Origin of the sequence: Burkholderia glumae LMG 2196 = ATCC 33617, from assembly GCF_000960995.1 — a bacterium.
GTDB classification, from domain to species: domain Bacteria; phylum Pseudomonadota; class Gammaproteobacteria; order Burkholderiales; family Burkholderiaceae; genus Burkholderia; species Burkholderia glumae.
Window position 1 is genome coordinate 3,019,565 of sequence record NZ_CP009435.1, and the last position, 25,885, is coordinate 3,045,449.

At 59.4% G+C, this 25,885-nt stretch carries 17 protein-coding genes, 5 pseudogenes and 1 other annotated feature; of the genes and pseudogenes, 6 read left to right on the forward strand and 16 right to left on the reverse strand.

Translation table 11 applies throughout. The features are described from left to right. Positions 1 to 54 precede the first annotated feature (54 nt). The 3 genes and pseudogenes from dusA to KS03_RS26065 form a co-directional block, all read right to left on the reverse strand. A pseudogene (gene dusA, locus KS03_RS26055) lies at positions 55 to 1,102 on the reverse strand (tRNA dihydrouridine(20/20a) synthase DusA). 523 nt (positions 1,103 to 1,625) lie between these two features. Next, entirely contained in the window at positions 1,626 to 3,467 is a 1,842-nt protein-coding gene (locus tag KS03_RS26060) for a pectate lyase family protein (RefSeq protein ID WP_088499465.1), read from the reverse strand. 830 nt (positions 3,468 to 4,297) lie between these two features. Then, positions 4,298 to 5,836 carry a hypothetical protein gene (locus KS03_RS26065; protein ID WP_015875902.1) on the reverse strand — a complete coding sequence of 513 codons (1,539 nt, stop codon included), beginning with the start codon at positions 5,834 to 5,836 and terminating at the stop codon, positions 4,298 to 4,300. Positions 5,837 to 6,489: 653 nt separating this feature from the next. On the opposite strand from KS03_RS26065, the pseudogene KS03_RS32375 reads away from it, so the two are divergent. Then, positions 6,490 to 6,842, forward strand: a pseudogene (locus KS03_RS32375) (IS110 family transposase); the annotation flags it as partial. Positions 6,843 to 6,875: 33 nt separating this feature from the next. Here the strand turns inward: KS03_RS32375 and KS03_RS26075 are convergent. Then, a protein-coding gene (locus tag KS03_RS26075; protein ID WP_085962428.1) for an IS3-like element IS1416 family transposase occupies positions 6,876 to 8,113 on the reverse strand; the annotation gives its coding sequence in 2 pieces (ribosomal slippage) (positions 6,876 to 7,822 and positions 7,822 to 8,113; 1,239 coding nt in all). Then, positions 7,716 to 7,832: a sequence feature (AL1L pseudoknot), on the reverse strand. It overlaps the preceding gene by 117 nt. 51 nt (positions 8,114 to 8,164) lie before the next feature. Between KS03_RS26075 and KS03_RS33450 the strand changes: the two are divergent. Further along, positions 8,165 to 8,269: pseudogene (locus tag KS03_RS33450) on the forward strand (IS110 family transposase); the annotation flags it as partial. 114 nt (positions 8,270 to 8,383) lie between these two features. Further along, a protein-coding gene (locus tag KS03_RS30525) for an IS5-like element ISBugl2 family transposase (RefSeq protein ID WP_085962362.1) occupies positions 8,384 to 9,201 on the forward strand; the annotation gives its coding sequence in 2 pieces (ribosomal slippage) (positions 8,384 to 8,732 and positions 8,732 to 9,201; 819 coding nt in all). Positions 9,202 to 9,219: 18 nt separating this feature from the next. Here the strand turns inward: KS03_RS30525 and KS03_RS30530 are convergent. Beyond that, positions 9,220 to 10,024 (reverse strand): IS5 family transposase gene (locus KS03_RS30530; RefSeq protein ID WP_085962352.1). Its coding sequence is split into 2 segments (ribosomal slippage): positions 9,220 to 9,691 and positions 9,690 to 10,024, totalling 807 coding nucleotides; the frame shifts between segments, so codons are not numbered across the junction. A 109-nt stretch (positions 10,025 to 10,133) separates the two neighbouring features. Here KS03_RS30530 and KS03_RS30535 point away from each other — a divergent pair. Next, positions 10,134 to 10,939 (forward strand): IS5 family transposase gene (locus KS03_RS30535; protein WP_085962353.1). Its coding sequence is split into 2 segments (ribosomal slippage): positions 10,134 to 10,464 and positions 10,464 to 10,939, totalling 807 coding nucleotides; the frame shifts between segments, so codons are not numbered across the junction. A gap of 197 nt (positions 10,940 to 11,136) precedes the next feature. After that, a pseudogene (locus KS03_RS30540) lies at positions 11,137 to 11,457 on the forward strand (transposase); the annotation flags it as partial. 118 nt (positions 11,458 to 11,575) lie between these two features. Here the strand turns inward: KS03_RS30540 and KS03_RS26085 are convergent. The 8 genes from KS03_RS26085 to KS03_RS26120 all read right to left on the reverse strand — a co-directional run bounded on the left by KS03_RS26085 (position 11,576) and on the right by KS03_RS26120 (position 21,778). Further along, complete coding sequence (locus KS03_RS26085; RefSeq protein ID WP_015875907.1) at positions 11,576 to 13,192, reverse strand: condensation domain-containing protein; 1,617 nt, start codon at positions 13,190 to 13,192, stop codon at positions 11,576 to 11,578. Then, positions 13,189 to 14,142, reverse strand: coding sequence for a cupin-like domain-containing protein (locus KS03_RS26090; RefSeq protein ID WP_015875908.1), 954 nt, complete (start codon positions 14,140 to 14,142; stop codon positions 13,189 to 13,191). Before KS03_RS26090 ends, KS03_RS26085 begins: the two co-directional genes overlap by 4 nt. A 65-nt stretch (positions 14,143 to 14,207) precedes the next feature. Beyond that, positions 14,208 to 16,481, reverse strand: a complete 2,274-nt coding sequence (locus KS03_RS31760; RefSeq protein WP_015875909.1) for a N,N-dimethylformamidase beta subunit family domain-containing protein — start codon at positions 16,479 to 16,481, stop codon at positions 14,208 to 14,210. Continuing rightward, on the reverse strand, positions 16,478 to 18,136 hold the full coding sequence (locus KS03_RS26100) for a class I adenylate-forming enzyme family protein (protein ID WP_158335152.1): 1,659 nt from the start codon (positions 18,134 to 18,136) through the stop codon (positions 16,478 to 16,480). The genes KS03_RS31760 and KS03_RS26100 overlap by 4 nt, the downstream gene beginning before the upstream one ends. 81 nt (positions 18,137 to 18,217) lie before the next feature. Then, positions 18,218 to 19,384, reverse strand: a complete 1,167-nt coding sequence (locus KS03_RS26105) for a nucleotidyltransferase family protein (RefSeq protein WP_015875911.1) — start codon at positions 19,382 to 19,384, stop codon at positions 18,218 to 18,220. Between the two features lie 46 nt (positions 19,385 to 19,430). Further along, positions 19,431 to 19,718 carry a hypothetical protein gene (locus tag KS03_RS31765; protein ID WP_017433090.1) on the reverse strand — a complete coding sequence of 96 codons (288 nt, stop codon included), beginning with the start codon at positions 19,716 to 19,718 and terminating at the stop codon, positions 19,431 to 19,433. A 35-nt stretch (positions 19,719 to 19,753) separates the two neighbouring features. Continuing rightward, entirely contained in the window at positions 19,754 to 20,773 is a 1,020-nt protein-coding gene (locus KS03_RS29025; protein ID WP_080763615.1) for a nucleoside-diphosphate kinase, read from the reverse strand. A 12-nt stretch (positions 20,774 to 20,785) separates the two neighbouring features. Beyond that, positions 20,786 to 21,778, reverse strand: coding sequence for an IS5 family transposase (locus KS03_RS26120; RefSeq protein ID WP_015875913.1), 993 nt, complete (start codon positions 21,776 to 21,778; stop codon positions 20,786 to 20,788). Positions 21,779 to 22,190: 412 nt separating this feature from the next. On the opposite strand from KS03_RS26120, the gene KS03_RS26125 reads away from it, so the two are divergent. Next, the gene (locus KS03_RS26125; protein ID WP_017432258.1) at positions 22,191 to 23,246 is read left to right on the forward strand and encodes a hypothetical protein; all 1,056 of its coding nucleotides are present in this window, start codon (positions 22,191 to 22,193) and stop codon (positions 23,244 to 23,246) included. Here the strand turns inward: KS03_RS26125 and KS03_RS30545 are convergent. The 3 genes and pseudogenes from KS03_RS30545 to KS03_RS30550 all read right to left on the reverse strand — a co-directional run bounded on the left by KS03_RS30545 (position 23,216) and on the right by KS03_RS30550 (position 25,879). Continuing rightward, positions 23,216 to 24,088: a gamma-glutamyl-gamma-aminobutyrate hydrolase family protein gene (locus KS03_RS30545; protein WP_169511805.1), complete on the reverse strand. Its 873-nt coding sequence runs from the start codon at positions 24,086 to 24,088 to the stop codon at positions 23,216 to 23,218. The two genes, KS03_RS26125 and KS03_RS30545, sit on opposite strands and share 31 nt — an antisense overlap. Positions 24,089 to 24,372: 284 nt before the next feature. Continuing rightward, positions 24,373 to 25,047: pseudogene (locus KS03_RS26130) on the reverse strand (IS110 family RNA-guided transposase); the annotation flags it as partial. Beyond that, positions 25,037 to 25,879: a nucleoside-diphosphate kinase gene (locus tag KS03_RS30550; RefSeq protein WP_373419880.1), complete on the reverse strand. Its 843-nt coding sequence runs from the start codon at positions 25,877 to 25,879 to the stop codon at positions 25,037 to 25,039. The pseudogene KS03_RS26130 and the gene KS03_RS30550, both read right to left, overlap by 11 nt. Between the last annotated feature and the right edge of the window lie 6 nt (positions 25,880 to 25,885).

Sequence of the window (25,885 nt, forward strand, 5' to 3'; positions counted from 1 at the left end):
TTACTGCTTGCTTCTGAATCGCTACCGTTTCGTTTCAGCAGCGAAGAAGCAAGATTATATGGGCACTTTTTCGCTTTGTACAGCCCCTTTTTTAAAAAATTTCGGAAGGAGCCGTCAGGTGGGTACGCGCCTCGGCGAAAATCGCGGCCACGTCGCCGCGCGCCAGCCGTTTGCTGTCCGACAGCACGCGCCGCCAGCCGCGCGCGCCGTGCACGCCGCGATAAAGCCCGAGCGCATGCCGCACGATCGCCCCCAGATAGGTGCCGCGTGCGATCTCGGCGACGCAGTAGGCGATCAGCCGCTCCTCGATCTCCTCGCGCGTCGGCGCGGCAGCGGCCGCCCCGTAGAAACGCCTATCGACCTCCGCGAGCACGAAGGGATTGTGATAAGCCTCTCGGCCCAGCATCACGCCATCGACGTGCTGCAGATGGGCCTCGACCTCGTCCAGTGTCGTGATGCCGCCGTTGATGATGATCTCGAGGTCCGGGAAGTCCTGCTTGAGCCGGTAGGCATAGTCGTACTTGAGCGGCGGGATCTCGCGGTTCTCCTTCGGTGAAAGACCCTTCAGGATCGCGTTGCGCGCGTGGACGATGAACACGTCGCAGCCGGCCTGGGCAACGGTGCCCACGAAATCCCGCACGAACGCGTACTCCTCCACGGCGTCCACGCCGATCCGGTGCTTGACCGTTACCGGCACCGACACCGCGTCGCGCATCGCCTTCACGCAATCGGCCACGAGCCCCGGCTCGTTCATCAGGCAGGCGCCGAACGCGCCGCGCTGCACACGCTCCGACGGGCAGCCGCAATTCAGATTGATTTCGTCATAGCCCCAGTTCTCACCGAGCCTGGCCGATTTCGCGAGATCGTCGGGTTCGCTGCCGCCCAATTGCAGCGCGACGGGCGCCTCGTCCGGCGTGAACGCGAGATGGCGCGCGACGTCGCCATGCATCAGCGCGCCTGTCGTCACCATCTCCGTGTAGAGCCAAGTGTGGCGCGAGATCGTTCGATGCAGGGAGCGACAATGGCGGTCCGTCCAATCCATCATCGGCGCGACGGACACGCGCCGAGACCTTGATTCAACTGATTTTTCCTGAAAATTCATGATGATGCGAGCGTCCTGGGGCGGCCTGGTTCGACCTTGGTGTCTTTCGTTTTTCGCTCATTTCGAAGCGACAGGCCACAATGTCGCTCCCAAAGACAGCACGTAAGCACCGCGGCCGCAGGAACAATCCAGTCGAGAAGCAGAAAGGACGGCAGTATAGGCTACACGCCACAGATCCGCTTGAAAGTTAAGGGAAAAGTCGTGCATGCGCAGGCGCGGACCTTCGCGCCGAGAGCGGCCGCACCATCCACGTCCAGTTCGCGCGTAGCCTGGAGGCGGAGCCGCAGCGGACGGCAACGACATGTCACCCCTGCTGCGATTGTCCGCGTCGCGCGGCCGGCTTGGGCTAGGCGCTGGAGGCAATAGACTTCGACGGACAGGCGACCGCCGCCCGGCAATCGGCGAGTCGAATCAGGGGGCCTTGCCCCCTGACCGAGGTGGCGCGGGGGCCGATGCGCCGTCCTGAGACGGCCGAACTTCCCCCCTTCGCAAAATGGCATTTTGGCAGCCTGCCAGCGCGACGTCAGTTGCCGGCGCATAGGAACTGCACGACGTCCGTTCCCGTGCCGCTCAAGGCGAACGAGGTCCCGGATGTCTGCGAGACCCGCACCGGGTTTGCAGTGGTCGTGTCGGTTGCCGTGCAGGCGTAGCTGGTTGACGAGGTATAGGCGGCGGCGCCCGAAAGCGCGACCGTGGCCGCGCCCGAGGCGAGCGTCGCCGTCCCCTTCACCATGTGCGGCGCATTGGCGGCCGCGCCAGCCGTCGAGTACAAGGGCATCGCGCCGGTGCCGGCTACGGTCAGGTTCCCGTAAATGGCCGCGGAGCCGCCGACCTGCAACTTGTTCGCTCCGTCGTCGACGCCGCCAAGCAGCAAGCGCCCTCCGTACTTCACGAGATTCAGGTTGTATTTCTTGGTGGGCGTCGATCGGTTGTAGACCTCGAGCGCCAGTTCGCCGGCCGTGTCCGAGTAGTAGCTCGCGGTCACGGAGTTGCTGAAGTTCAACACCACGCCACCGCCGCCTTTCGGGTTTAGCGTGATTGGGATCGTCCCGTCGGAACCGGTAGCCGTGATCGAGGGCGAGGCACCACTCGCCGCGCTCATGGTGTTCAGCGAGTTGCCGCTGTTCATCGACTGATAGAAGCTGCCCGCGCCGCTCAGATTGAACGGCATCGAGTAGTTCGACGCGCGGTCGAGCTGCGCGCCGAAAATCTGATTGCCTGCGGCGCCGTTGATTTCCGCGACGCACGAGGTGGCGTTCGTCACACCGTATGTCTGGCAGCCGAGCCCCATTACGGTGTTGTTCGACGAGCCATCCAGCACGAGTCCGCGCTGAAAGCTGTTGATAGACTCGATCCAAGTCGATGAGATGCGCGTGTGCGTAGAGTTCTTGATGTAGAAGACGTCGCCGAGCGCGTTGTCGATCGTGTCGCCGATGAAGCCGAAATCGTTGTTGTTGCCGGCCAGCCGGACGACGTTGATCGCGGCGTTGTACGGGTGCGAGTTCTGGACCATCGTTGTCTGCGCACCGGGATTCGCGTAGAGGCAGTAGTTCACGACGAACCCGCCGTTCATGATGAAGCCGTCGATGGTCGAGTCAGACGCGTAGGCACCGAGCTCGATGCCGGCCTTGCCCGCCGTCGTCGAGTAGATGCGGATGTTCCTCGCGCGAACATCGTGCATATAGACGCCCGCCCTCGGGTTGCCGTCGAGCTTGATCGACGCGTAGCCGACGGGCACGTTGTTGAATGCCAGATTCAGCAGGTCGAGCGTCTGAGCGTAGGACGTATCGATGGTATTGCCGGTGCCGGCCGTGCCGTCGAACTTCAGGTCGCGGATTGTCGAGTGCGAGTCGAACGTGACGGCTCCAGAGATCGCCGGATAGCCGATCGAGCCGCCCGTCTGGATCAAGACGCTGTTCGGCCCGTCGCCATAGAGCGTGAAGCCCTGCGTCTGCGGCAGCGTGAGGCCGCTTTCGCGATACTGGCCCGCCGGAACGTAGACGGTGCGCGCGCCCGAGTTCAGCGCGGCCTGGATGCAGGCCGTGCTATCGGCCACCCCGGTCTTGTCGCAGCCTGGGAAGTCGAGGATGCTCACGACGTCGCTCAGCTTGCTCGCGACAGAGCGGCCGCCGGCGCCGGACAGCGACGCCCGGAACTGCAGATTGCCGGTTGCGCCGAGCGCAGTTGTCGCACCGGCGCCGTTCGGGGCGAACGGCTGTGGCGTCGAGAACGTCACCGGGCCGCTGCTCGATAGGCTCGTGAAGTGCCCGGAATCGAACGTCGCCGCAGTGCCGCGCAGCGGGCCATCGGCCACCGGCACCGCGTTGTCGGCGACGAACGCGGAATTCAGCAGCGGTGCCGTCATCAGTTGGCCCGGCGCCCGTTGAGCAAAAGCGGCATTCGAAATGCAGGCAGTCGTCAGCAGCAGTATGCCGGCAACTTTCTTGATAACAATTTTCATGTTCGCTTGCGATCAGTTGCTCGAGGCGACCGACAGAGGCAGCCTCGCTCATTCGGACAGTTATCCGAGATTTTCAAGTGGATTGCCGAGGCAAACATGCAGCCGATTGGATCGCTGGCAGCGTCGCGAAGTATGCCTCATCGGGCGTCTGGCCCACCAGGCTCGAATTGCGTCGTTTCCGCTTATATAACTCGACGCCGTCGCCGATGGCGCGTCGGGCCTGACTGACCGACTCGCAGGCCCCAGAGTAGACGTCATCGTACTTGATGCGACGCTATACGCGCTCGACGAATACGCTGTCGCGCCACCCGCCTTTGCCGTCCATCGACAGCCGAATGCCTGGGCCCGGCACCGTCTCGGTCAACGCCCCCGCCGTGAATCGGCTACCTGACCGGCGTTCACGATCTCCGGCGGTATTCCGTATGTGCTGCAAACCGGCATTCCATGGGAAGACTTGTCTCAGAAGCCAGGTTTCGGCGGCGGCACGACATGCTGACGGCGGCTACGAGACTGGCAGGCCACAGGCGTATGGGGGCGGCTAGATTTGGCGAGGCTTCGTCGGTTGCGTGAGCACACCCAAACGATTTGGTATGCCGATTCGGTATGCGGTTCAGCTTGAAACGACCCGAGAAAATGGGTGGATCGATCGAAGGGAAATAAGCCGTGTGACTACTCTCAAATGGCCGAGGCGGGAATACATCCCGCCTCGGCCATTACACTACGCCCAGTACGTGTTAATGCTGGATCACCTCCATCGACACCGGCCGCGAGAAATCGAGATCCTCACCGTTGTCGGCGCGCACCTTGATTAGCTTGTCGTGACTAACCGTGCCACTGAACGTCGCCACGCGGTTATAGGCGAAGTTCGGGCGGTCGGACAGCCGCACCGCCACGCCCTGATCAGCCTGCACGAACACGTCCTGCCCCTTGATCCATGCCGGTAGCTGCTGGACTGGTTGTTGGCCGGCCGGCAGGCAGTATTTCTGAGCCGAATCGAGGCTCACGATGCAGCCGAGCGGCTTGCCGCTCGACCTCACGCGCATCGCGTTCGGCCGCGAGAAGTCGCGGTACTGACCGTCGTTGGCCTTGACATGCTTGAGCCGGCTGCTCTCCACCGTGCCGACGAATTCTGCCGACTTGCCACTGCCGACAGCATCCATGCGACGGTCGGTCGACAACTGCACCGCCACGCCATCGTCGGCCTGCACGCCGAGGTCCATGCCCGAGAACATCACCGTCCACTTGCCGTCGCCGTTGTAGCTTTCCTGGCCCTCGCTCAAGCAGTATTTCACGCCGAACAGCGCATTGACGAGGCAGGCACGCGGCTTGACCTGAGACAGGAAGCGCGCCTGCGGATAGACCGACTTGATCCAGTCTGTGAATTTCGCCACACGTACCGCCGCCGACAGATTGAAGGCGCCCGCATCGGTGACCGCGACGATGGTGGGCCGCGTGCCATGGATCTGCCACCACGCTGCGCCGTCGTCGCCGGGCGTGATCTGCGCCCAGTGCGACGACGGGCCGGCCGGCTGATAGTTGGCAATCAGGCCGAGCCCGTCGCTGGAGACGCCGTCGACGCGGCTGCGGCCGTACAGGCGGCCGTCGCCGACGGCCAGGTTGTGGCTGAAGGCGGTCCGGTTCGGGCCAACGCCCCACATACCATAGCCGACGAAGATGGTATCGCGGCCGATCTCGTCCGCGATGTCGTTGATGATCGGCGGCTCGATCGGCGTCAGCCGGAAGCGGTCCTTGATGAAGTCGTGCCGCGGCAGCTTGACGATCGCGAGCTGGCCCGAAGCGCCATTGCCCAACGTCTGCGTCTTCACGAGCACGCCCGGCCTGAAGTTGGGGTCCGTGAAATAGGCCGTGCCGCGGCCACCCGCCACCGTGCGACCGCTCCAGTCCGTGAAACGGGCCGAGACCGGCATTTCGGGGCGACCGCCGCGCGGGGCCAGGCAATGCGCCGCCGTCATGAAATAGGACCAACGGCCTGCGTCGCCAATCCACGTCGCGGTGCAGGAGATACCCGGCAAGCGGCGATTCACCGGGGCCAGATCGAGCCTACCGACGCTGCGCCATGCCGCTTCCTTGCTGAGGTCGGCGAGCTTCTTGTTGGCGGCCTTGATGGTCCCCGGTACGTTCGCAGGATTGCCACCGTTCTGCTTGAACGTGGCCTGATCGATCAGGAGCGCATGCGCGGCCGACATTGCCGTCAGTGACAACACCGCGGCTACGCAGAGATTCAACCCGATAGGATTCGTTTTTTCTTTCATATTTCACTCAAAAATATATTGGCAATGCTAATTGTTTAAGATGGAATACCATGACTTACCAAATGCAACTCTTCCCCCCGATCCGTCAGGGACGTTGCCCGTTTCCAGGCGCGATCGACATGCAGATCAGCGCCGCTCTTCCACACGAGCGTGCCGCCACCCGCCCCCACGTCAAGCACGCAGGCCAAGCCAGCGGAACGCGGCGTACACCGTGTTCAGATGAAAAACCGGTGAATCGTCGATCGCCCCATGCGAGGGCGGCTGATCGCACGGCCGGAATATGCCACCACCGATGATTTCCTCGGTCTGGTCAGCAAGCGCCTTTGCGACATGGGCTTTGATTTTCGAAAATCAGGGCATCAGTGGCATCGTCAATTTTCTTAAAAATAAACAAGCCGACTGACCAATTCCCGAAAAATAGCAATCAAATCAAACACACGAAATCGTATTATTTCGATTTTTAATATTCAATTAAATTTCGTGGATCACATAGCCGCACTTATTCGCGACAACTGAAATTCCCTTTACAAATCGAGGATTGCGCCAGTGAGCATCGAGCAAATAATCTCGATAATCCGATGGGATGAACGCCGCTGCGCACTGAGCGCATCATACGCGTGCGGTACTTCTGAACGGAGGCAGCTACGAATCCCATCCCTGTGGGTGTCGATATCGGCAAGAACGTCTTCCAGATCCACTACATTGCGACCGGCAGCGGCGAAATCATCAACAAACCGCTTAAGCGCGCCAACTTTCTCGAATATTTCGCCAACCTGGAGCCCTGCTTGATTGGCATGGAGGCTTGTGGGGGCTCCAACACTGGGCACGATCGCTCAGCAAGCTCGGACACAAGGTCCGTCTCATGGCCCCGCGCTTTGCCAAGGCATTCAACATCGGTAACAAGAACGACGCGGCGAATGCACGGGCAATCTGGCTTGCCGTCCAGCAACCCGGCAACAAGGTAGCAGTGAAGAGCGAGGCGCAACAGGCCGTGCTGGCTCGGCATGAACCGCACCGGGAATCGTGGAGGCCGGTTGGTTTAAGTTAATGCAGGCACTTCAGCAGCATTTCTGAGTTGCCTGTAGTAGTTTGCCTCAGCTTCGGCAGGCGGGATATAGCCGAGCGGTTCCATCAGCCGATGATGGTTGTACCAGGCGACCCATTCCAGCGTTGCCAGTTCGACGGATTCCCTCGTTTTCCAAGGGGCGCGCCGATGAATCAGTTCAGTCTTGTAGAGACCGTTGATCGTTTCAGCCAGCGCGTTATCGTAGCTGTCGCCACGGCTGCCGACGGACGGCTCGATACCCGCCTCGGCCAAACGTTCGCTGTACCGAATGCTGACGTATTGAGCCCCCCTATCGGAGTGGTGTATCAAGGTCCCATCGTCGCCCGGTTGGCGCGCGTACAGCGCCTGTTCGAGCGCATCCAGAACGAAGTCCGTGCTCATCGACGAACTGACGCGCCAACCGACGATGCGACGGGCAAACACGTCGATCACGAACGCCACGTACAGCCAACCCTGCCATGTCGAGACATAGGTGAAGTCAGACACCCAAAGCTGATTTGGGCGCTCAGCCTTGAACTGCCGGTTGACCCGGTCCAGCGGGCGCGCAGCGCTCGTATCGGGATTCGTCGTGCGAACCCGCTTGCCGCGAACTGCGCCACGCAAGCCCTGCAGCTTCATCAGCCGCCCGACCGTGCAGCGTGCGACCACAATGCCCTCCCGGTTCATCTGCTTCCAGACCTTCGGCACACCGTAGACCTGCATGTTGGCCTGCCAGACACGCTTGATCTCGGGTTGCAGGACCTCATCGCGTTTGGCACGAGCGCAGCGTTTGGACGGATCACGAAGCCGCGCAGCATGGCGTCGGTAGCCCGACGGGGCAATCCGCAAGACCTTGCAGATCGGCTCGACCCCGAAGGTGTCGCGATGCTGATCAACGAAGGCTTTCAGGACTTGAATCGGCGGTCGAGCTCCGCCTGGGCGAAAAACGCGCTCGCCAGCTTGAGAATCTCGTTGGTACGGCGCAGTTCCTTGACCTCACGCTCCAGGGCCTTGATGCGTTCACGCTCGGCCGTGCTCACGCCATCACGTTCCCCACGATCGATCTCCTCGCGCTTGACCCAATCCAGCAGCGTCTGCGGCGTACAGCCGATCATCGGCGCAATCGATTCGACCGCCGCCCACATCGACGGATGTTCGCTACGCTGCTCACGTACCAGACGCACTGCGCGCCCCCGGACTTCCGGGGAAAACTTGGTTGCCTTCTTGTTCATGGCTCCATTCTCTCAAGAATCCGAGCCTCCACAAAATTCGGTGCGGTTCAGCATCGGCTGCGCCAGCAACTCGTGAAGTTTCGCACCTCCCAGATCAATTGCATCCGCGGACTCTTGGGCGAATACGGCGAAGTGATGCCGGCAAGCCGACGCGCTTTCGACGCGAATATCGCTGCAGTCTTAGAGGCCAGTTCAAAAACTCCCGAGAGGGGCTGTTTACTTCCTCGGCAAGCTGTTAACCTTGGGCATCAGAACAACGGAAGTCCAAGGATGGAAGCGCCAATCATTGACGACGAACTGTGGATACTGATCGAACCATTGCTGCCACCTGCGAAGCTTCGAGCGAAGAGCGATCCTGGTCGCCCGCGCGTGTCCGACCGTGCGGCTCTCAACGGCATCCTGTTCGTGTTCAAAACGGGAATTCGTTGGAACCACTTGCCGACTCGTCTGGGCTTTGGCTCGGGCGCCACATGCTGGCGGCGATTGAGCGACTGGCAAAAGGCTGGTGTATGGGACCAACTGCACGAGTTGCTACTCGACAAGTTGCGTGCGGCCGGCCAAATCGATCTGTCATACGCTGCGGTCGATTCGTCGTCCGTGCGCGCCGTTGGGGCGGGCGAAAAACTGGCCCGAACCCCACCGATCGCGCGCGACCCGGTTCCAAGCACCACGTCCTCGTAGACGCCAACGGCGTTCCTCTCGTTGCGATCCTGACTGGCGCGAACACCAACGACGTCACGCAGTTGCTGCCGCTCGTTGATGCGATTCCACCCATTCGCGGCGTTCGTGGCCGACCGCTTCAGAAGCCCGGCGTCGTCTACGCCGATCGCGGCTACGATTCCACCCGACATCGTCGCGCGTTGCGCGAACGCGGTATCAAGCCCGTGATCGCCAAGCGCCGGACCGAGCATGGCAGTGGTCTGGGCAAGTATCGTTGGGTGGTCGAACGTACGCATTCCTGGCTCCACAATTTCCGGCGCCTACGCACTCGCTTCGAGCGAAGTGCCTACATTCACGAAGCATTCCTCAAACTTGGCTGCTCGATCATCTGTTGGAACATCTTCAGACGAGCTGAGCAGGGTTTTTGAACTGGCCTCTTAGAGTCGCTAACACAAGTCATCCACGAATCTGGAGCAGATGACGGCGGCAGCCAGGACAAGCAGAGCGGTATGAATATCGAGGCGTCGTTCGAAGCGAATTCGAAGCTTGCCGAATCCGGCGAACCAGGCATGCGTACGCTCGACGACCCAACGATGCCTGCCCAGCCGTTCGCTGCTTTCGATACCGCGGCGTGCGATACGAGCCTTGATGCCGCGCTGTCTCAGATAACGTCGGCAACGCCCGAAGTCATACCCTTTGTCAGCGTGCAGTTTGCTCGGGCGCTTGCGTGGCGGACCGTTCAGCCCGGGTACCGCAGGAATGGCATCGAGCGTGGACTCGAATGCCATCGAATCGTGCCGGTTGGCTCCCATGATCGTGACGGCCAAAGGAATGCCGCGTGCATCTACGACGATGTGTCGCTTCGATCCGAGCTTGCCGCGGTCGGTCGGGTTGGGGCCGGTTTCCTGGCCCTCCGGGGCTGGAGACGCTGGCTCCATCGATGCTCGCACGCTCCCAATCGATCTGGTCGTGCTCACGCAGCCGACGCGGCATCGCCAGATGCAGCCGATGCCATACGCCGGCTGCTTGCCAATCTCGTAGACGTCGCCAGCACGTCATGCCACTGCCGAAGCCCAGTTCTTGCGGGAGGTCTTCCCACGGGATACCGGTTTGCAGCACATACAGGATGTCGTTGAGCGCAGCTCGGTCATCGACCGTGCGCCGCCGTCCGCCCCTGGGCGATGGGGTGAATTCCGGAATCAGCGGTTCCAGCGCCACCCACAACTCGTTGCTGATTTTGCGTCTTGCCATATCGCAGACGATACGATTTCTGCTACGTCATGTCTAGGTTATGTTGGCGGCTCTAAGAGCCGCTAACACAACCTGGACATGATGCAGCATACGTCGTATCGTCCGCTGCATGGCAAGACGCAAAATCAGCAACGAGTTGTGGGTGGCGCTGGAACCGCTGATTCCGGAGTTCTCGCCATCACCCAAAGGCGGACGCCGGCGCACGGTCGATGATCGAGCTGCGCTCAACGACATCCTGTATGTGCTGCAAACCGGTATCCCGTGGGAGGACCTCCCACAAGAGCTGGGCTTCGGCAGCGGCATGACGTGCTGGCGACGTCTACGAGATTGGCAAGCAGCCGGCGTATGGCAGCGACTGCATCTGGCGATGCTGCGTCGGTTGCGTGAACACGACCAGATCGATTGGGAGCGCGCGAGCCTCGATGGAGCCAGCGTCTCCAGCCCCCGGGGGGGCAGGAAACCGGCCCCAACCCGACGGACCGAGGCAAGCTCGGATCGAAACGACACATCGTCGTAGATGCACGCGGCATCCCGCTGGCTATCACGATTACGGGAGCCAACCGGCACGATTCGATGGCATTCGAACCCACGCTTGATGCCATTCCTGCGGTACCGGGCCTGAACGGCCAGCCGCGCAAGCGTCCGAGCAAACTGCACGCTGACAAAGGGTATGACTTCGCGCGTTGCCGGCGTTATCTGAGACAGCGCGGCATCAAGACCCGTATCGCCCGCCGCGGTATCGAAAGCAGCGAACGGCTGGGGCGACATCGTTGGGTCGTCGAGCGCACGCACGCTTGGTTCGCCGGATTTGGAAAGCTCCGGATTCGCTTCGAGCGCCGTCTCGATATTCATGCTGCTTTGCTCTTCCTGGCTGCCGCCGTTATCTGCTCGAGATTCGTGGATGACTTGTGTTAGCGACTCTAAACGCAATGCCGATAATACGAGATATTAGCGTTGCAAAACGTTTGTCGATATTTAAATTACCCCTCAAATACAATCTCAACTGATTCACGCCTTCCGGCAGGGCAATACCATTCTTATTTTCTTTAAAAACAGCGACATCAACTCCTGATTCTCAGGCCGCGCGCTACTGAAAACGGGGGGACGTCGAGGGCGACGAGAAGCCCATTGTGCATTCCGACCGAGGTGGTCACTATCTCTGGCCTAGTTGGCTGTCCCGGATTGCGAACGCCAGCCTCATTCGATCCATGTCGCGCAAAGCCTGCTCACCAGACAATGCGGCCTGCGAAGGTTTCTTCGGAAGGCTGAAGACCGAAATGTTTTACCCTGGCAATTGGCGTTCGACGATCAACGCGGAATTCGTTGAGGCACTGGATGCCTATATTCGCTGGTATAACGAAAAACGGATCAAGGGCTCCCTCGGCTATCTCAGCCCCATCGAGTACCGTGAAAGCCTTGGGTTAACAACGTAAATCAGTCCAAGAAAATGGCCGCATCCCCGGTGGCTCAAAATTCCGTCGGCGCGGACACTATGGTCCGCGCAGAAAAGCATCGCAGGTGATCGATCTCGCTTCTTCCGTGCGAGCTGGTTCAAGCCAAAGCGTAAATGCGCCGGCATGCGCTGATTGGCTGCTGCGCCCAATCACGCAATCGCGCCGCCACCCCGCAAAATTCGCGCCCCAGTTCACTGACGAATGACTCCGACAACCTGTCCGCCCGATAGACAAGGCGACCACTCAAACGGTCGCCCCCGTCGTTCATGTGGATCTTGATGTCCGCGCCATGATCGATTCGCTCGAAAGACAAGGGGCTGACCTCGGCCCCTTTCAGTCTCAGCGAACGGTCCAGTCGATTGCCATGAAGCGTAAAGTGAAAATTCGGGGGCGTTTTTTCCATGTCGATCTCCGGACGTAGCGCGTCGACTAACGTATCAAATGGCATGTGCAGAAAAGCCTGGGACCGGATGACGGACGCTTGCGCGAGCCCTGCGAGCTGGCCAACTGTCGTGTCGGATGAAAACTGGCATCGAACGTAGAGTGGCGCCCATAACATGCCAATCATCTGAGCAAACTCGGCGTGGTCTCTGGCGCTGCCCGCCGCGCGAAAGGTCATGTCTTGGATGCCGAGACGACGATAAATCACGATGTTCCAGGCCGTAATCAGTGCCGCGTAGTGACTGCATCCATGATCTGCGGCAAATCCCGCTATTGCGGCGCGCGCATTTTCCGAAAGCAGAATTCTATACGAGCCGTGCATGAGGCCTGGTCCACCGCTCGTTCGTTCGACGGGAGCGAAAGAAATCGTTGTTTCGGCACCCGACATCGTCTGCCGAAACGCGTCGACTGCGTCCACGACGACATCGCTGGATAGTTGCGCGTCGAGCCACGCAAGATATGTCGACTGCTGTGGGGCCGCTAGCGCAGGCCTCACGCTTCCTGTCGCAAGGATCTCTGCATAAACGTCCGATACTTCTTTAAGCCATAGATGCAGACCCGGCCCATCCAAAATGATGTGATGAGCACAGATGACGGCCAGCCATTCACGACGTCCCAACTCGGCCAGCACCACCCTATAGAGGGGCGCACGGGAAAGGTCGATCGTTTGCTCGATCAGGTCCGCCGCGAGGCGGGCTGACAGCGTGGAAATATCGCGGGGCGCTCCAGTGTCGTCTATGTTGAGGCAGCGTATGCTAGCTTGAGCATCCGGATCGAGCCGTCGCTCGACAGCGGCGCCCTCGTGCACGAAATAGCAATGCAGTGCCTCGTGACGGCGGCCCACAATGTCGAAGCTTTGCCTCAGCGCCGGGAGATTAACGTCGCCCGTGATATGGAAAGACGCCTCGACGTACAGAGATGGGTTCGCCGGATCGCGACGCGCTTCCGCATGAAAGTGGCGCTGCGCGCCGGTCAGTACCTGCAGAAAGTCAACTGTGTTCGGCGCGGCGTAGGCGGTACGGGCCGAATCGTCCGGTGATACAGGTGCCAGCACCGCTACAGCCATGGCGCACTCGCTGATCGTCGGCCCCATGTAGACCGCCCTGATCGGAAGCCGCCGATGCCAATGCTTCTCGATCCAATTGATGAACTGCAAGACATGCAGCGACGTCGCGCCTTTAGCGAGTATGTTGTCGGTCTCGGCCAGTGTGTCGACGGCCAGAATGCGCCGCCAGAACGTCGCGATCGTGTCGCTCGAGGGTGGAGGTGTCATGTCGTTCCTTCGGTTGAGCCCTTCTGAAGGGTGTCGGAAAGCACGTTTGCGCGGTGCAACGCTCGGCGCAGTCCGGTCTCCATCTCGTCGAGATGGCCGGCGTCAACGCCTTTGAAGAAATATCGAACCATGCTTGCCTCGGGGGCGGTAAGCTGGCCTTTTAGCCCATTGATAAAACCCCGGATCCGAGCTGAATGGACAAAATTCCACGTGATCGACACGCTCGCAGTGAGCGTCAGGACATCGTGATACCAGCCGTCCGGTATGAAGAGAATCTCTCCGGGCTGGAGCACGATCTCGCCTTCGGGGCGCGCATGTTCGCCCATCGGAAACATCTGCTTGTCCGGGTTCATCGGATCGAAGAAGGCGCCATCGCACTCGAGCTTCGATGCCGCGTCGGGCGAATAAAGCGTGACTCGCTTGGTGCCCTGCAGCTGGCAAATGATCGCCTGCGTTCCTATCGGGTCACGATGCAGCCGGGTACGGCAGCCTGCGAAACTAATAAAAATTCCCTTGTATGGGAATGCATCTCGCGTGACATCGATTTCCTGGCCTTTCCTTGAAGGCGGCAGACAGTACGACGATTTCGGTAAAAATGACGGATGCGTCCATTCTCGCTCGATCATGCTAAACGCCGGATCCGACCAGACGAAATCGACATCCCTGAACTGGGCGTACCATCTCACGTAACCAGGAAGTGAGCCTGCGTCCTGGTTTTCCTCGCTTGCGAGCAAGTAAGCGCGCAAGCTACAAACGTCGATTAGGCCGAACAGGTTGTCATAAACCTGGACCTGCTCGTCGCCGCATTTGGTCGCAAAATACTGAAGCGCTGGCTCCTGGTAAATGCCCCATGTGTCCATCTCGCCGGCGACGATGACAGGCTGATTGGTCGTCAGATAGCGTGAGATAAAAGCCTGTTCAGACAGCTCGCCACATTTCGTTATTGCCATCGGTCTCTCCCGACGCCGCCGGGCCGAACTCGAGGCGTCACGTTCATCTTACTGGCGGCCATCGGTCACGATTGCTTCAAAGGCCTGCCTTGGCGCTTATCGAAATCGAAAGGCGCAGGGTCGACAAACCGGCACAGCACGTTCGTCGTCAACCTGAACACATCATGATCGCGACCGCTACAGCCCAGTGCGCCGGCGTAAGCGATCGAGCCGGTCGAAAAAACGGCGCCGCCACCGGGAATGGCGAAGAAAACCATCTCTGCGCGGACGGATGCATTGAGTAGTGCATCCGTCGCACCGTGCGGAACCAGCACTTCCTCGCCCGCCTGTTCATACGTATTCGAATGATTTTCGCTGCGGGCGATCACGATTGCTTGAGGTGGCGTACCTAGGTCATCACTACAGGCATCGATCTCGATGCCCGCCGCGCCTCCTTTCAACATTCCGTAATCACCGAAAACTTCGCCACATATGCCTTCGAACATCCACGCCAAGCACGGATCGTACGACGCGCACGTGCGTCGATAATAGCTGCAACGATCAAAGCCCTGCGCGACAAAGCCCACACCGACCAATCTCTGTGGCGCTCGGCCCGCCTGCCGCCACAACCCACCGCGCTCGCCATTGAAGCTCAAATGCAGTGCGCCCGGCTCCGCATCCCAGGCGCGCACGCCATCCGCTCGCCGAACCTCGATCACACCGCTGCGCTCGGGATGAAATGCGATGCGCCAGTAAAAGCCGTTGCCTCCCATGTACATGAGCCGGCCGCCCGTTCGGAGATAGCACTCGATCGCATCGAGCATTTCACGCGACGCGTATTCGGGATGCGAACCAGTAATGACGGTCGCGTAAGGCGCGAGCAAAGCTGCCTGCTCCGCATGCAAGTCTTCATCGGTGACGACGTCATAGGCCACGCCGAGCTTTTCAAGCCAATCAACGATGAAAAGGTCGACATTGAAATTCCACAAGCGGCCGTCCGGCCGGACGTTCTGTGCCGGTCGGTGCCGGCTTGCGTAAGCGACCCCACTTCCATCGCTATGGCGATCGTAAGTCGACAGCCCCATTTCTGGCGTATCTAGGAATGCGACGTCAACGGCGTCGAGCAGCGACAGACAACCATGCAGACGCTCGCTCGCAAGCGAGGAAAAACGAGTGCGATGATTCTGGTAGGCGATATAGGTGGCGGTCGGGAGCAACAGCAGAATACGTGCAGTCGACTTGTTCGATTTGCCGCGCGGTGGCCGTACGACAAACGGTATCCAGAATTCGCTCACATCACTGGTAAGATGCGCCGCATATACGCCCGATCGTAATGCGTTTGGCACGACCCATTCGAAATCTGACGCCCAGCAAGCGTCGACCAGATCATCGTCGTGAAAATGAATCGCACCATAGCGATCTGGGGCAAGCGGCCACGCGAACACTTCGCCTTCCCAATCGTGTCCAGGCACGGCGCGGGTCGGTTGATTGATCAATATCCCGTGGTGCTGCCGCAACCCGAGATCGGTAACCGCGTCGCCCGATATTCCCTGAGTGAAGTCCCACGCCGCCACCACACGCTCCCCCAGATCGGCGCGTTCCGGCCACGCATCCAACAGGGCGATTTCATCACGCGCAAGCGGCCCACGTGCGACGCGTGGTCGCGCAATACAACCGTTGAAATGACAGGCGAACTGCCAGCCTTCCCACGCGGACGGTTCGTCCGTGCGATCCGCGCTCCACGCAGCCATCGTGAACGGTCCGGCGAACGCAGCTGGGCAGAACGGCACGTTGACCGTCACCGACACTGGCGCTTCATTATGGAAATCATGACGGCTCAACGGCTCTTGCCACAGTGTCACGGCACCCGCCGCGGCGTCGAACGATGCCGCAACGCGATGCCAGCGTGGAGTCATCGGCACACCGGTGGACACATACACCGGCGCCAGTCCGGGCCGCCCCAACACAAGCTGCAACGCGCCGCGCTCATCTAATTCCAGCCCACTGCCAGTCATTTGGTGTTCAGACCACGCGCCCATGATCGCCTGACGGCCCTTGCGCGGTGTCGTCGGGCGGATGCACGCGGTCAACGAAAACCCGTCGCTAACGTCCAGGGCGAGACGATCGAAAACGGCCAGTGAACCGATCGGAATTGTCTGAGTGCGGCCCTCATAACGACCGTTACAAGGAGTTGCAACACACTCCGGTTCGAAGGAGGAAGCCCCCGGGCCGGCGTTCGGCTGACGCAGCCGGACAATTTGTACATCATACGGTTCAGCATTCGCGCTGCTCACCATGAAGCGAATCGTCTCACCCGGCGCCACGCTCCAACGATCCGAATAAGCGATGATCGCGCTCATCCGTTACCACCGGTCGCTTCGTCGGCCACCACACGGGGCTTTCCACCCAACGCTGCGGCAGCAAAAACACCAAACCGCGAAGCAAGTTGCCTACGCTGAATCTTTCCTGTCACCGTGGCCGGTATCGTGCGCGCACCGACCATCACAACGCCAGGACGATACCGCGGCGAGCAGCGCTCCACGATCGCTCGCACCTCGGCCAACGCATGGTCGATGTCGTCTGTAAAGACATAGACGCCAATTTCTTCCCCGGCCCATTCGTTACGAAAACCGCAAGCGGCGAAGCGGCCGACATGCGACAGAGCAGCCAATTCCGCCTCCACTGCTCGGGGGCTGATGCTGTCGCCGCGCCGGAGGATGATCTCCTTGAGGCGGCCCGTGACGAAAAAATACGGCACCTCCTCCACCTGGACGAAGAAGCCGAGATCGCCGCTGTGCAACCATCCGTCGGCGAATGCCAGAGAGGTTTCTTCGTCGGCCCGCCAATAGCCGGACATCACGTTGTGGCCGCGAATCAGAATCTCGCCCTCCTCGCCCTGGTCTGCAGGCGAACCATCCCGCCGCGCGATCTTCAGTTCGGTGCCAAACAACGCCGGGCCGATGCTCGGTACGTTCCACTCATTCATCAAACGCCTGCGAACGATCGGATCGATCGACGCCGGCGTGGTAGCGGCGAAATTCGTGCATTCGCTGAGACCGTAACCCTGGTGTATGGGAATACCGAGGTTTTTTTCGAACGATGCGGCGTCGGTGCGCGACAGGGGTGCGGCAGCGGACACGACATAGCGGAAATCAGGCGACAGCTCCGGCTTCGACCGGCGGCTGCCGAGCAAACGAATGATTTCCGGAACTGCCGACAAGATGTTGATTTGCTCGCGGCTGGCGATCTCCCAAAGCCCCTGGCCTGAGAAGCGGTTGCATAAAACCGTGTGACATCCTGCGTAAACCGAACCAATCATCGAGAAACCAAAGGCATTCGCGTGAAACAACGGTAGGATGCAAAGATGATGTTGATTCACGTCGAGAGCGTGGGCGATCCTCAATCCCTCGGCATTGACCAAGATGTTGTAATGGCTCAGGCGGACGCCCTTGGGTGATGAAGTCGTGCCTGAGGTAAACAACAGCACCGCAAGATCGTCGGGCTCGACGGCCGGAGACGGCATACTCGCAGCCCCCCGTGCCCTCGCATTCGCTAATAGTTCCTCAGTCCCTATCCTGGATGCATCGATCGCCACCAGCAAATCGGCGCCGACGCCCAGGCCGGTGACCGTCAATACAGGCTGGACTTGTCCGGCAATGTATTGCAGATTGCGCGTCGACTCGACATTATTGACGGGCACCGCAATAGCGCCGATATAAAGAATCGCCAGATAAGTAAGGTAGGCTTCGGGGCAGTTGGCCGAAATGACCATCACGCGATCACCTCGCGACACGCGATGATGTAGAGCCAACTCTGCAGCAAGACAATGAATGTCCGCGATCATCTCCCGGTACGTCCAATGTGTAGTTCGCGCTTGATCAACATACCAAGTCAACGCAGGCCGATCCATCCCCTCGCCGGCAGCATGTCGATCGATCACCGTCGGCAATGTGGTTAGCTGGATAATCCGCTCGGTGAGCCGCTTTCCCCGATAACACCAGGGGTCGCGGTTCATAGTTGTTTTACTCGCTGTCTGCGTCATCGGTCGCCCATTCGGCATTTACTGGTTGATCAATCGACCGCGTTGGCCTTCGTACTACCATGCGTCGTCGGTCATCACTTTTTTCCACGCGGGGTCGAGCCCGGGGATTTCCGTGCCCGCCGTATCGAAGAGCCGCTCGGAAAACGGTGCGCGATACATGACCCGGCGCTCTCCATCCAGCATTTCATAAATGAACTCCTTATCGTCCCCTGGATCGACGAGATTGGCCCAGGGTGCCAGCGCGGAGTCGCCGTACACAGCCTGCGTGTAGTGCAGCGCGAAATAGTAAGGTTTCTCCAGATGATTTTCCGCCACACGGCTTTTCACCGCATTGCGCAACGTTTCGCTGTCGTGCTTCAAAATATAGATTCTGAGGTCGCTAAATTTACCCAGGTGCCAGTTATCGGCCGAAGCGGCGAAAATTGCCGACACGGCCTCGCGGTAGATGTGGATGCACAAATTGAGCACCATATCCGCTTCGTCTGGTATCGAAATGATCGGATCGACGCTTTTCGGCACGCGCCGCGACAGTACTGCGTCACTTGGAAAACTATAGATATCGTGTGGGTCGAAGAAATCGAACCCTGCGGCGAAACGAAAAAACGGAACGCTCGGGTGGTTCGTCAACAGCGTGAATTTGGCCATAATATGCGCGTTGAAATTCCAAAATCGAATTTTTTCGCGCGAAAGAGGCTCGACTGTATTGTTCACGAAATTGACCGTGCCCTGGACGAACCCGAGCTCATTCAGCACCGCCGAAACCTCTGCTGCTGCGCTCTGGGGAATCAACGTGTCGACGTCACCCAGCATTCGATTGCCCGGATGATAGATGTCGCCGATCAGGGCGCTACCCTTGATGCATACGATCGGTACACCCGCCCTGTTCACTGCCTCGATTGTACGCCTGAGCAGGTTCAGCCAAAGCGTGTTCTTTTCTAGATTGGCTTGGCTGAGCTGGTCCATGTACGTGATCCAATTCTTCACCAGCCCACTGCGCGCAGCCGGCCCGATGAGATTCCGGTGCTTCAGGTTTTCCCACACGTAGCAAAGTACCCGCTGATGCATGGCTTGCATGACGATCCAGGGCCAATCGAGCCGCGCGGAAAAAACCTCGTCAAAGAAAGCGGCCGGGACCTGCCTGTCCACCATGGAAAGCGCTATTAGGGTCCGTTGCTCACGAGTCCCGTTCATCAGCAAGCTATCGTCCGAAAACTCGGTCATCGGTTGCTCCTCTGCGGCCGGTCGCGTTAACCTCGGTCCCCAAGCACTACGCGTCGGGGCCGGACTTGGCATAACGGGACAACACCCTTGCGATCGCGGCCAGCGTTCCCATTTTCGAGAACGTGAACTCATGATCGGGAATAGTAAGGTTAAACTTCTCTTCCAGCGACATCAGGAATGCGAAATGAGTAAATGATTCGAGTGTGTCGCTCAACGAATCTTCATTACCCAGTTCCGCCAGATCGGCGTCGTCATTAAACTCAACAAGCGCGTCCCGCACGCGCGCCAGAATCGCCGCCAACTCCATGCCCTCGCCCGCTCTGGTGTCAGTCATGTCCTTTCCTCAATGCAGAAACGGACGGTCGGGCTCTACCTCAGGCCCAATTCAGCAAAGACAAGATGTCCGTCCAAAGGCAACGACAACCCCGTGTCGTCCGGAATCGTCGCATCGGCTCCGGCATAGCTTTCGCCGGTCATGAAATTTCTGACTCGTTTCGCTCTTTCAACCAGGTCACGCCACTCAGATGCGATTTGCCATTTTTCTTCATCGACCGCTCTGTCTATCGACGCACCAACGCCATGAAACAGCGCATTTTTTGGAACGAGCGATTGCAGCTCGCGAAGCGCAGCGTAAACTTCGGCGGAGCGGTCAACCCCCGAATCGATTTGTGCAAGCAGCGCCCGGATCGAGAAATCGTCGAATAACACAGCCATTTCGCGCAGGACATCCGCTGGATCGTCGGATACATGCACATACGAAAAAATATTCGCCACGGCGGGTCCTGCCACCGTCCTGAGATGGCCGGGCTTCCGCCGCTCGATCACGGCCGTTCCCTTCAGGTACGTCAGATGAACCGTGGCGGGCGCGGACGTACGGACGGTATCGTCGCGCACGATCAAGTAGACGGAATCGCCCATCGACATCAAATGCTTAAGCACAGATCGCCGTTCCGGCGTGGCGACGTTGAACTGGTAGCGCCAAAGTGCCTCAGCCCTCGACGCGCCGACGTGAACCCGTTTCACGGCAACCGGTATGAATCCATGCTGCCGCAGCATCGGCAACACCGCGGCGGACTGGCCGCCGGCAATCGCGTCCGGACGCAGTATCAGCGCTGCATAGTTCCACAGGCGATGGATGATCCGATCGGTGCAAATCCAGTGCCCACGGATCACCTCCATGGCGTGCCTAAAATCGGCGTCTGCCCAATAATAGCGGTGTTTGATCCGATTGGGCGTCAATACTGTTTCCAATGGAAGCATAGGACCGTTAGAGAAACACTGATTAATAGGCCAACGCGCGAGCTTGTCGGCGATGCTGACGCGCAAACTCCGGATGCCGAAGTGAAGCGCAGCGAATTCGGGGAAGTTTGACCCGGGAAAGCGCCTCATTTCCTGCGTTTTTCATACACGTGACGGACTACTCCCGTGAACCGACCGAAACCGGTTTTGCGCAATCACCAAGTTCGCCAAGGCGAACAGGCTGAACAGTTGCGCCGTGTTCTTCGCTAGTCCCTTGCAGCGCACCTTGCAATGGCCGAACAGGTTTTTGACAACATGGAACGGATGCTCGACCCGCGCGCGGATTTGCGCCTTGGTTCGCTCAAGCGCGATCATCAGATCCTTCAGCGCACCATCCTGCATCGCCTTGATCTTTCCGCGCTTGGCCGCCACGCGCCACTTCACCGACCGGCCCTTCATTTCATTGCGCTTGTCTACGCCGATATAGCCCGCGTCGCCGAGCGCTTCTTGCTCGTGATCATGCAACAGCGCGTGCGCTTGCGAAACATCCGACACGTTGGCGGAAGTGCCAACCACGCTGTGAACCAGCCCCGAATCGGCATCGACGCCGATGTGGGCCTTCATGCCGAAGTGCCACGCGTTGCCTTTCTTCGTTTGATGCATGTCCGGATCGCGGCGCTTCTCGGCGTTCTTGGTCGACGGCGGCGCTTCGATGATCGTCGCGTCGACCAGCGTGCCTTCCTTCATCATCAGCCCGCGTTCGCACAGCGATATGCCAATCTCGTCGAACAGCTTGCGCGTCAGGTCATGTTCGAGAAGCAGGCGCCGGAACTTCAGCAGCGCGGTCGCATCCGGCACGTTCTCCACGGCCAGATCAATCCCGGCGAAGGCCCGCATCGCGATGCTGTCGTACAGCGCATCCTCCAGCCCTTCGTCCGACAGGCTGTACCACTGCTGCAGGAAGTAGATTCGAAGCATCCGCTCCAGACCGATCGGCGGGCGGCCGAGTGTTCCTTTCGGGTAGTACGGCTCGATTGCCGTCAGCAGTCGCGACCACGGCACGAGCTTCTCCATCTCGTCCAGGAAACGCTGACGCCGGGTCATGCGCTTCTTGCCCGCGCTTTCCGCTTCCGCAAAGCTCATTTGCCGTTTCATCGTCGTGGGCTCGTTCCGTGAACTATCTTCTACAACGTCCTCGGCTGCGTCAGCGATGACCACCGAGCCGGATTAATCAGTGTTTCCTTAAGTAAAAGGATCGTCCTTTGTTCGATTTCCAATCATTCGTCTATCCGGCCACTACCTACAACAGAAACCGAGCGTAGCACGCAAGCTTATGGCTTGCAACGCTGTAGCGAAAAAAATCGGGTGGAACGCGCTATGTCAAACGCATTACATTTTCCAAACTGAACCGAATGCCACGATCTTGTAGTCCGAATGCGGCAAGCCTACTCCGGGCATTCACGCTCCGTTTACACTGAAAAGGAAGCGCGGTAAATTAACTGCTGCTCGCGACGGCCGCAGCCACCGGGCCGCCCCTTTCTTTGCACGCGCGTGAAAAGGATCTCTCATGAGTGACATGATAGAAACATCGATAATGCCGACGATTTCACTCCCGGGGGGCGCGCTGGAACTCGATACGGCGTTTCTTTTACAAAGCTGTTACGTGCAACCGGACGATATCGTGGTGGTAGCCGGAACGTTGATCGAGGGTATCGGTAACGCGTATTCAGATATCGATGTGTACGTTTTCACGAACTCATATCGTTCAAGCAAAACAATCGATCTTGAGCGGCATCACAGGGTGATTAGCGTTGAGCGCGACATCATCCGTCCAGAAACCGACGCGTGCAACGTCCTGCTCATTCATACCGTGGTGCCTGGCACGTCAATCAAGGTGGACGTGGAGTTCAAGACTTTCGCCGAAGTCGATTCGGTGTTCGACCGGCTACGAGAAATCTACCGTTATGCAACCCGCAATTTGATCCTACTGACCAAGCGCCTGACAGATCGGGAAGAGGTCATGATTCATCGCCTATTCAATTGCATTGTGCTGCGCGGTGCGGACGCGTTCCAGCGTCTCATGGGACGGATTTCGAAGCAGGAATACCTTTATGTCGCATACCGTTGGGTCGCCTCCGATTTCGCTATTTTGCTCGATCTGGCAGGTGCGTGGGATTCGGGTGACGTGGACCGTGCGGTCGAGCTGGCTCGTGAGAACGTGTTCATTCAGACATCAGGTTATCTGCGCCTTCGTGGCGTCACCAGTCTGCGCCGCAAATGGCTGCTCACTTACCTGAGGCGATTACCCGACACGGCGCCGCTACTCGCCCGGTTTCTCGACCTCGCCTATCTGCGAGACACCGACAATGACGCAGGCAAGCGCGCATTTATCGCCCGCTCGCTCGACTTCGTGGACTACCTGTTCGAATTGTCGAGCCCTCTGCTTGCGGCCATGCCAGGCGTGCCGTCCGGTGAGTCAGGCCTGAGACTGCTCGAGCGGGATCGAGCGAACAGCGAATTCACCAACGAGTATGCCGCCTGGGAATACGAATACCGGACCAAGGCCTACGGGCAGCGCGGCGCACCAACACGTCATCGGTTCAAAGGCCTCGCCTCCTTTTGAACCTGCGGGCGCAGAGGCCCAGCAGGCACGAGGTCACGAAGCTGCATGGTCGCGCCGAGTCGACTTTTGCACGCAGATCCGAAAGCATCGAACATTGCACGGTTCACCGGGTTGGCCTCAAGGTTCCATTCCGGGTGCCACTGCACCGCCAGCGCGAACGCAGTCGAGATATTGACCTCGACTGCCTCGATGACGCCGTCGTCCGCATAGGCTGCGGCGCTCAACCCCGTGCCCAACGTACGGATACCCTGCTGGTGCAGCGAGTTGACCTGAAAGCGGAGCGCACCGATTGATTTACTTGCCATACTCGCAAGCATGCTTCCCGGTGCACTCTCGACCCAGTGAGCCGGCAGATATTTGTCCCTGTAGCTGACATTGACCGGTGCTCGGTGATTCAGCTTTTCGCGGTCGGCGGACAGATCCTGGTCGAGCGTTCCCCCGAACGCACAGCAGATCTCTTGCAGTCCGCGACAGATACCAAACAGCGGTACGCTCATTTCCACTGCCAAACGCGCGACCTGAATCGTGGTCGCGTCCCGACCCGGGTCGTGCAGGGTATCGGGGCCATCCGAAGGCCCGCCATAGTGCTTCGGTTCCACCATCGAGCGGCCGCCGGTCAACAGTACGCCGTCAAGGCGCGCAATCAGATGCCTAAGATCGGTTGCGTGTGCACCGTCGCGGCCGCCTAGTGCGGGAATGAGCACGGTATCGCATCTACTGTATTCGGACAGTGCGATCAGATATTTTTGGAGCACGGTATGAAATATCGCTCCTGAAATCTCTCGCGTACAACACGAAACACCCACCAGTGGGCGGATTGCACGGGCATGGGAAATCGTCATGGTCACTATATGAACGCGTTCCGTTTGCAACAGTTTTCGCATGTTTAGACTGACAGGATGGGCTGCAGCTCTATATCCGGCCTTCTTGCAGCCGATATTGCCGCTGCGGCCCCCTATGAAATCCGCTGACTCGCACCTCATTCCTCTAGCGAGCTCAATTCTCGACAGACCATTCAGTTAGCGAGTCCCAGGTCCTACCTGATTCGTCATCACATTCGACTACTGCGCAACCTTTCGACGTTCACCCTGTGTTAAACGTTGATCTTCAACGTGGCAGTCGCCTATCAAGCCGGCTTCACGCTCACGTACCCCATTTGGTACGGCCGATCGTGTGCCACTACCGCCCAGATCGTCCGTGCCATCTTGTTGGCCAATGCGACTATCACCACATTCGGCGGTCGCGGTTTCTTCATCTGCTCGACCCACTCCCCGGGCTCCTTCGCGTGTGTCAGCACACTACGTGCGCCATGGATCAGCAGCGCGCGCAGATACGTGTCGCCTCTTTTGCTGATCACGTGGAGGTTCACCTTGCCGCCCGAGCCGGTCTGCTTCGGCACCAACCCGGCCCACACCGCGAACTCCCGCCCTGAGCTGAACGCCTTCGGGTCACCCATCATTGCGACTGCTGCTGTGGCCGTCAGCAAACCTACGCCGGGTATCTCGCTAATCGCCTTCACTGCCTTGTCTTCCTTCTTCCAGTCGCGTATCCGGCGTTCGATTTCCGCGATTTGTTCGTCGAGCTTCGCCAACCCGTTCCATTGCTCGCGTAACGTATCGATCAGTGCCGCAGGTAACCGCTCTGCGATTCGGCTGAGCGCAGCCGGTATTTCCGTGTCCAACTTCGCTCGTCACTTGCTCATCACTTCACCGTATTCGGTCAGCAAGCCGCGCAGCCCATTGCTCTGCATCGTGCGGAGTTTCCCCAACTGCTCACGCATCGTGCCTATCCTATGGCAGGCCGAACTCGGCGCGGATCAGATACGTATCCACCGGCAAGGACAAGCGCTTGTCGTCTGGGACCGTCGCTAGGCTCGTGTCGTAGCTCTCGCCGGAAATGAAGCTCTTGCAGTTAATCGCTTCCTCCACGAATGCTTTCCACCCCGCGTCGGTCGGGAGTTCGGGGGGGCAGGCGTCGCAACGGCCGAGTTGGCTGGCTAAGGTGTCGCCACCGAGGCCACCCGCTTGGGAGCCGCCCGCGGCGAACGCGCCCGAATCAGGCAGCCTCGCTTCTAGTTGCGAAATGATCCGTAAAGCCACACCGGTGCGATCCTGTCGCGCGTCGATTTCGGCGAGTATTCCGGCTTGTTCAGCCGCGTCGAACAATACTCCCATTTCCCGCACGAGATCGGCCGGATCATCAGCCATATGGATGTACGACAGTAGGTTCGCAATGGGCGGCCCCACCAGGCTGCGTAAATGATCACGTTTTCTTTTTGCGGCCACCGTCGGCCCCTTGATGTAAGTGGCATGCACCGTCGCCGGCGTCATCGTGCGCGAACGGACGTCACGCAGTACCACATACACTGACGGCGCGGATGTCATCAAGCGGTCCATGAGACGGAGTCGTTCCGGGGTTGACACGTTGCTTTGGTAGATCCACAGCGCGGAAGTCCGCGGCGAATCCAGCGCAACGCGACGAACCGCAACCGGTATGAATCCGTGTGCTCGCAGCGCAGGAAACACCGCCGCGGCACGGCGTCCTACGATCGCGTCTGGCCGCAGCAGCATGGCCGCATGGTTCCAGAGACGTTCTCGGATTGTCCCGCTGCCCCCCCAGCGCTGCCGAATCATTTCGAG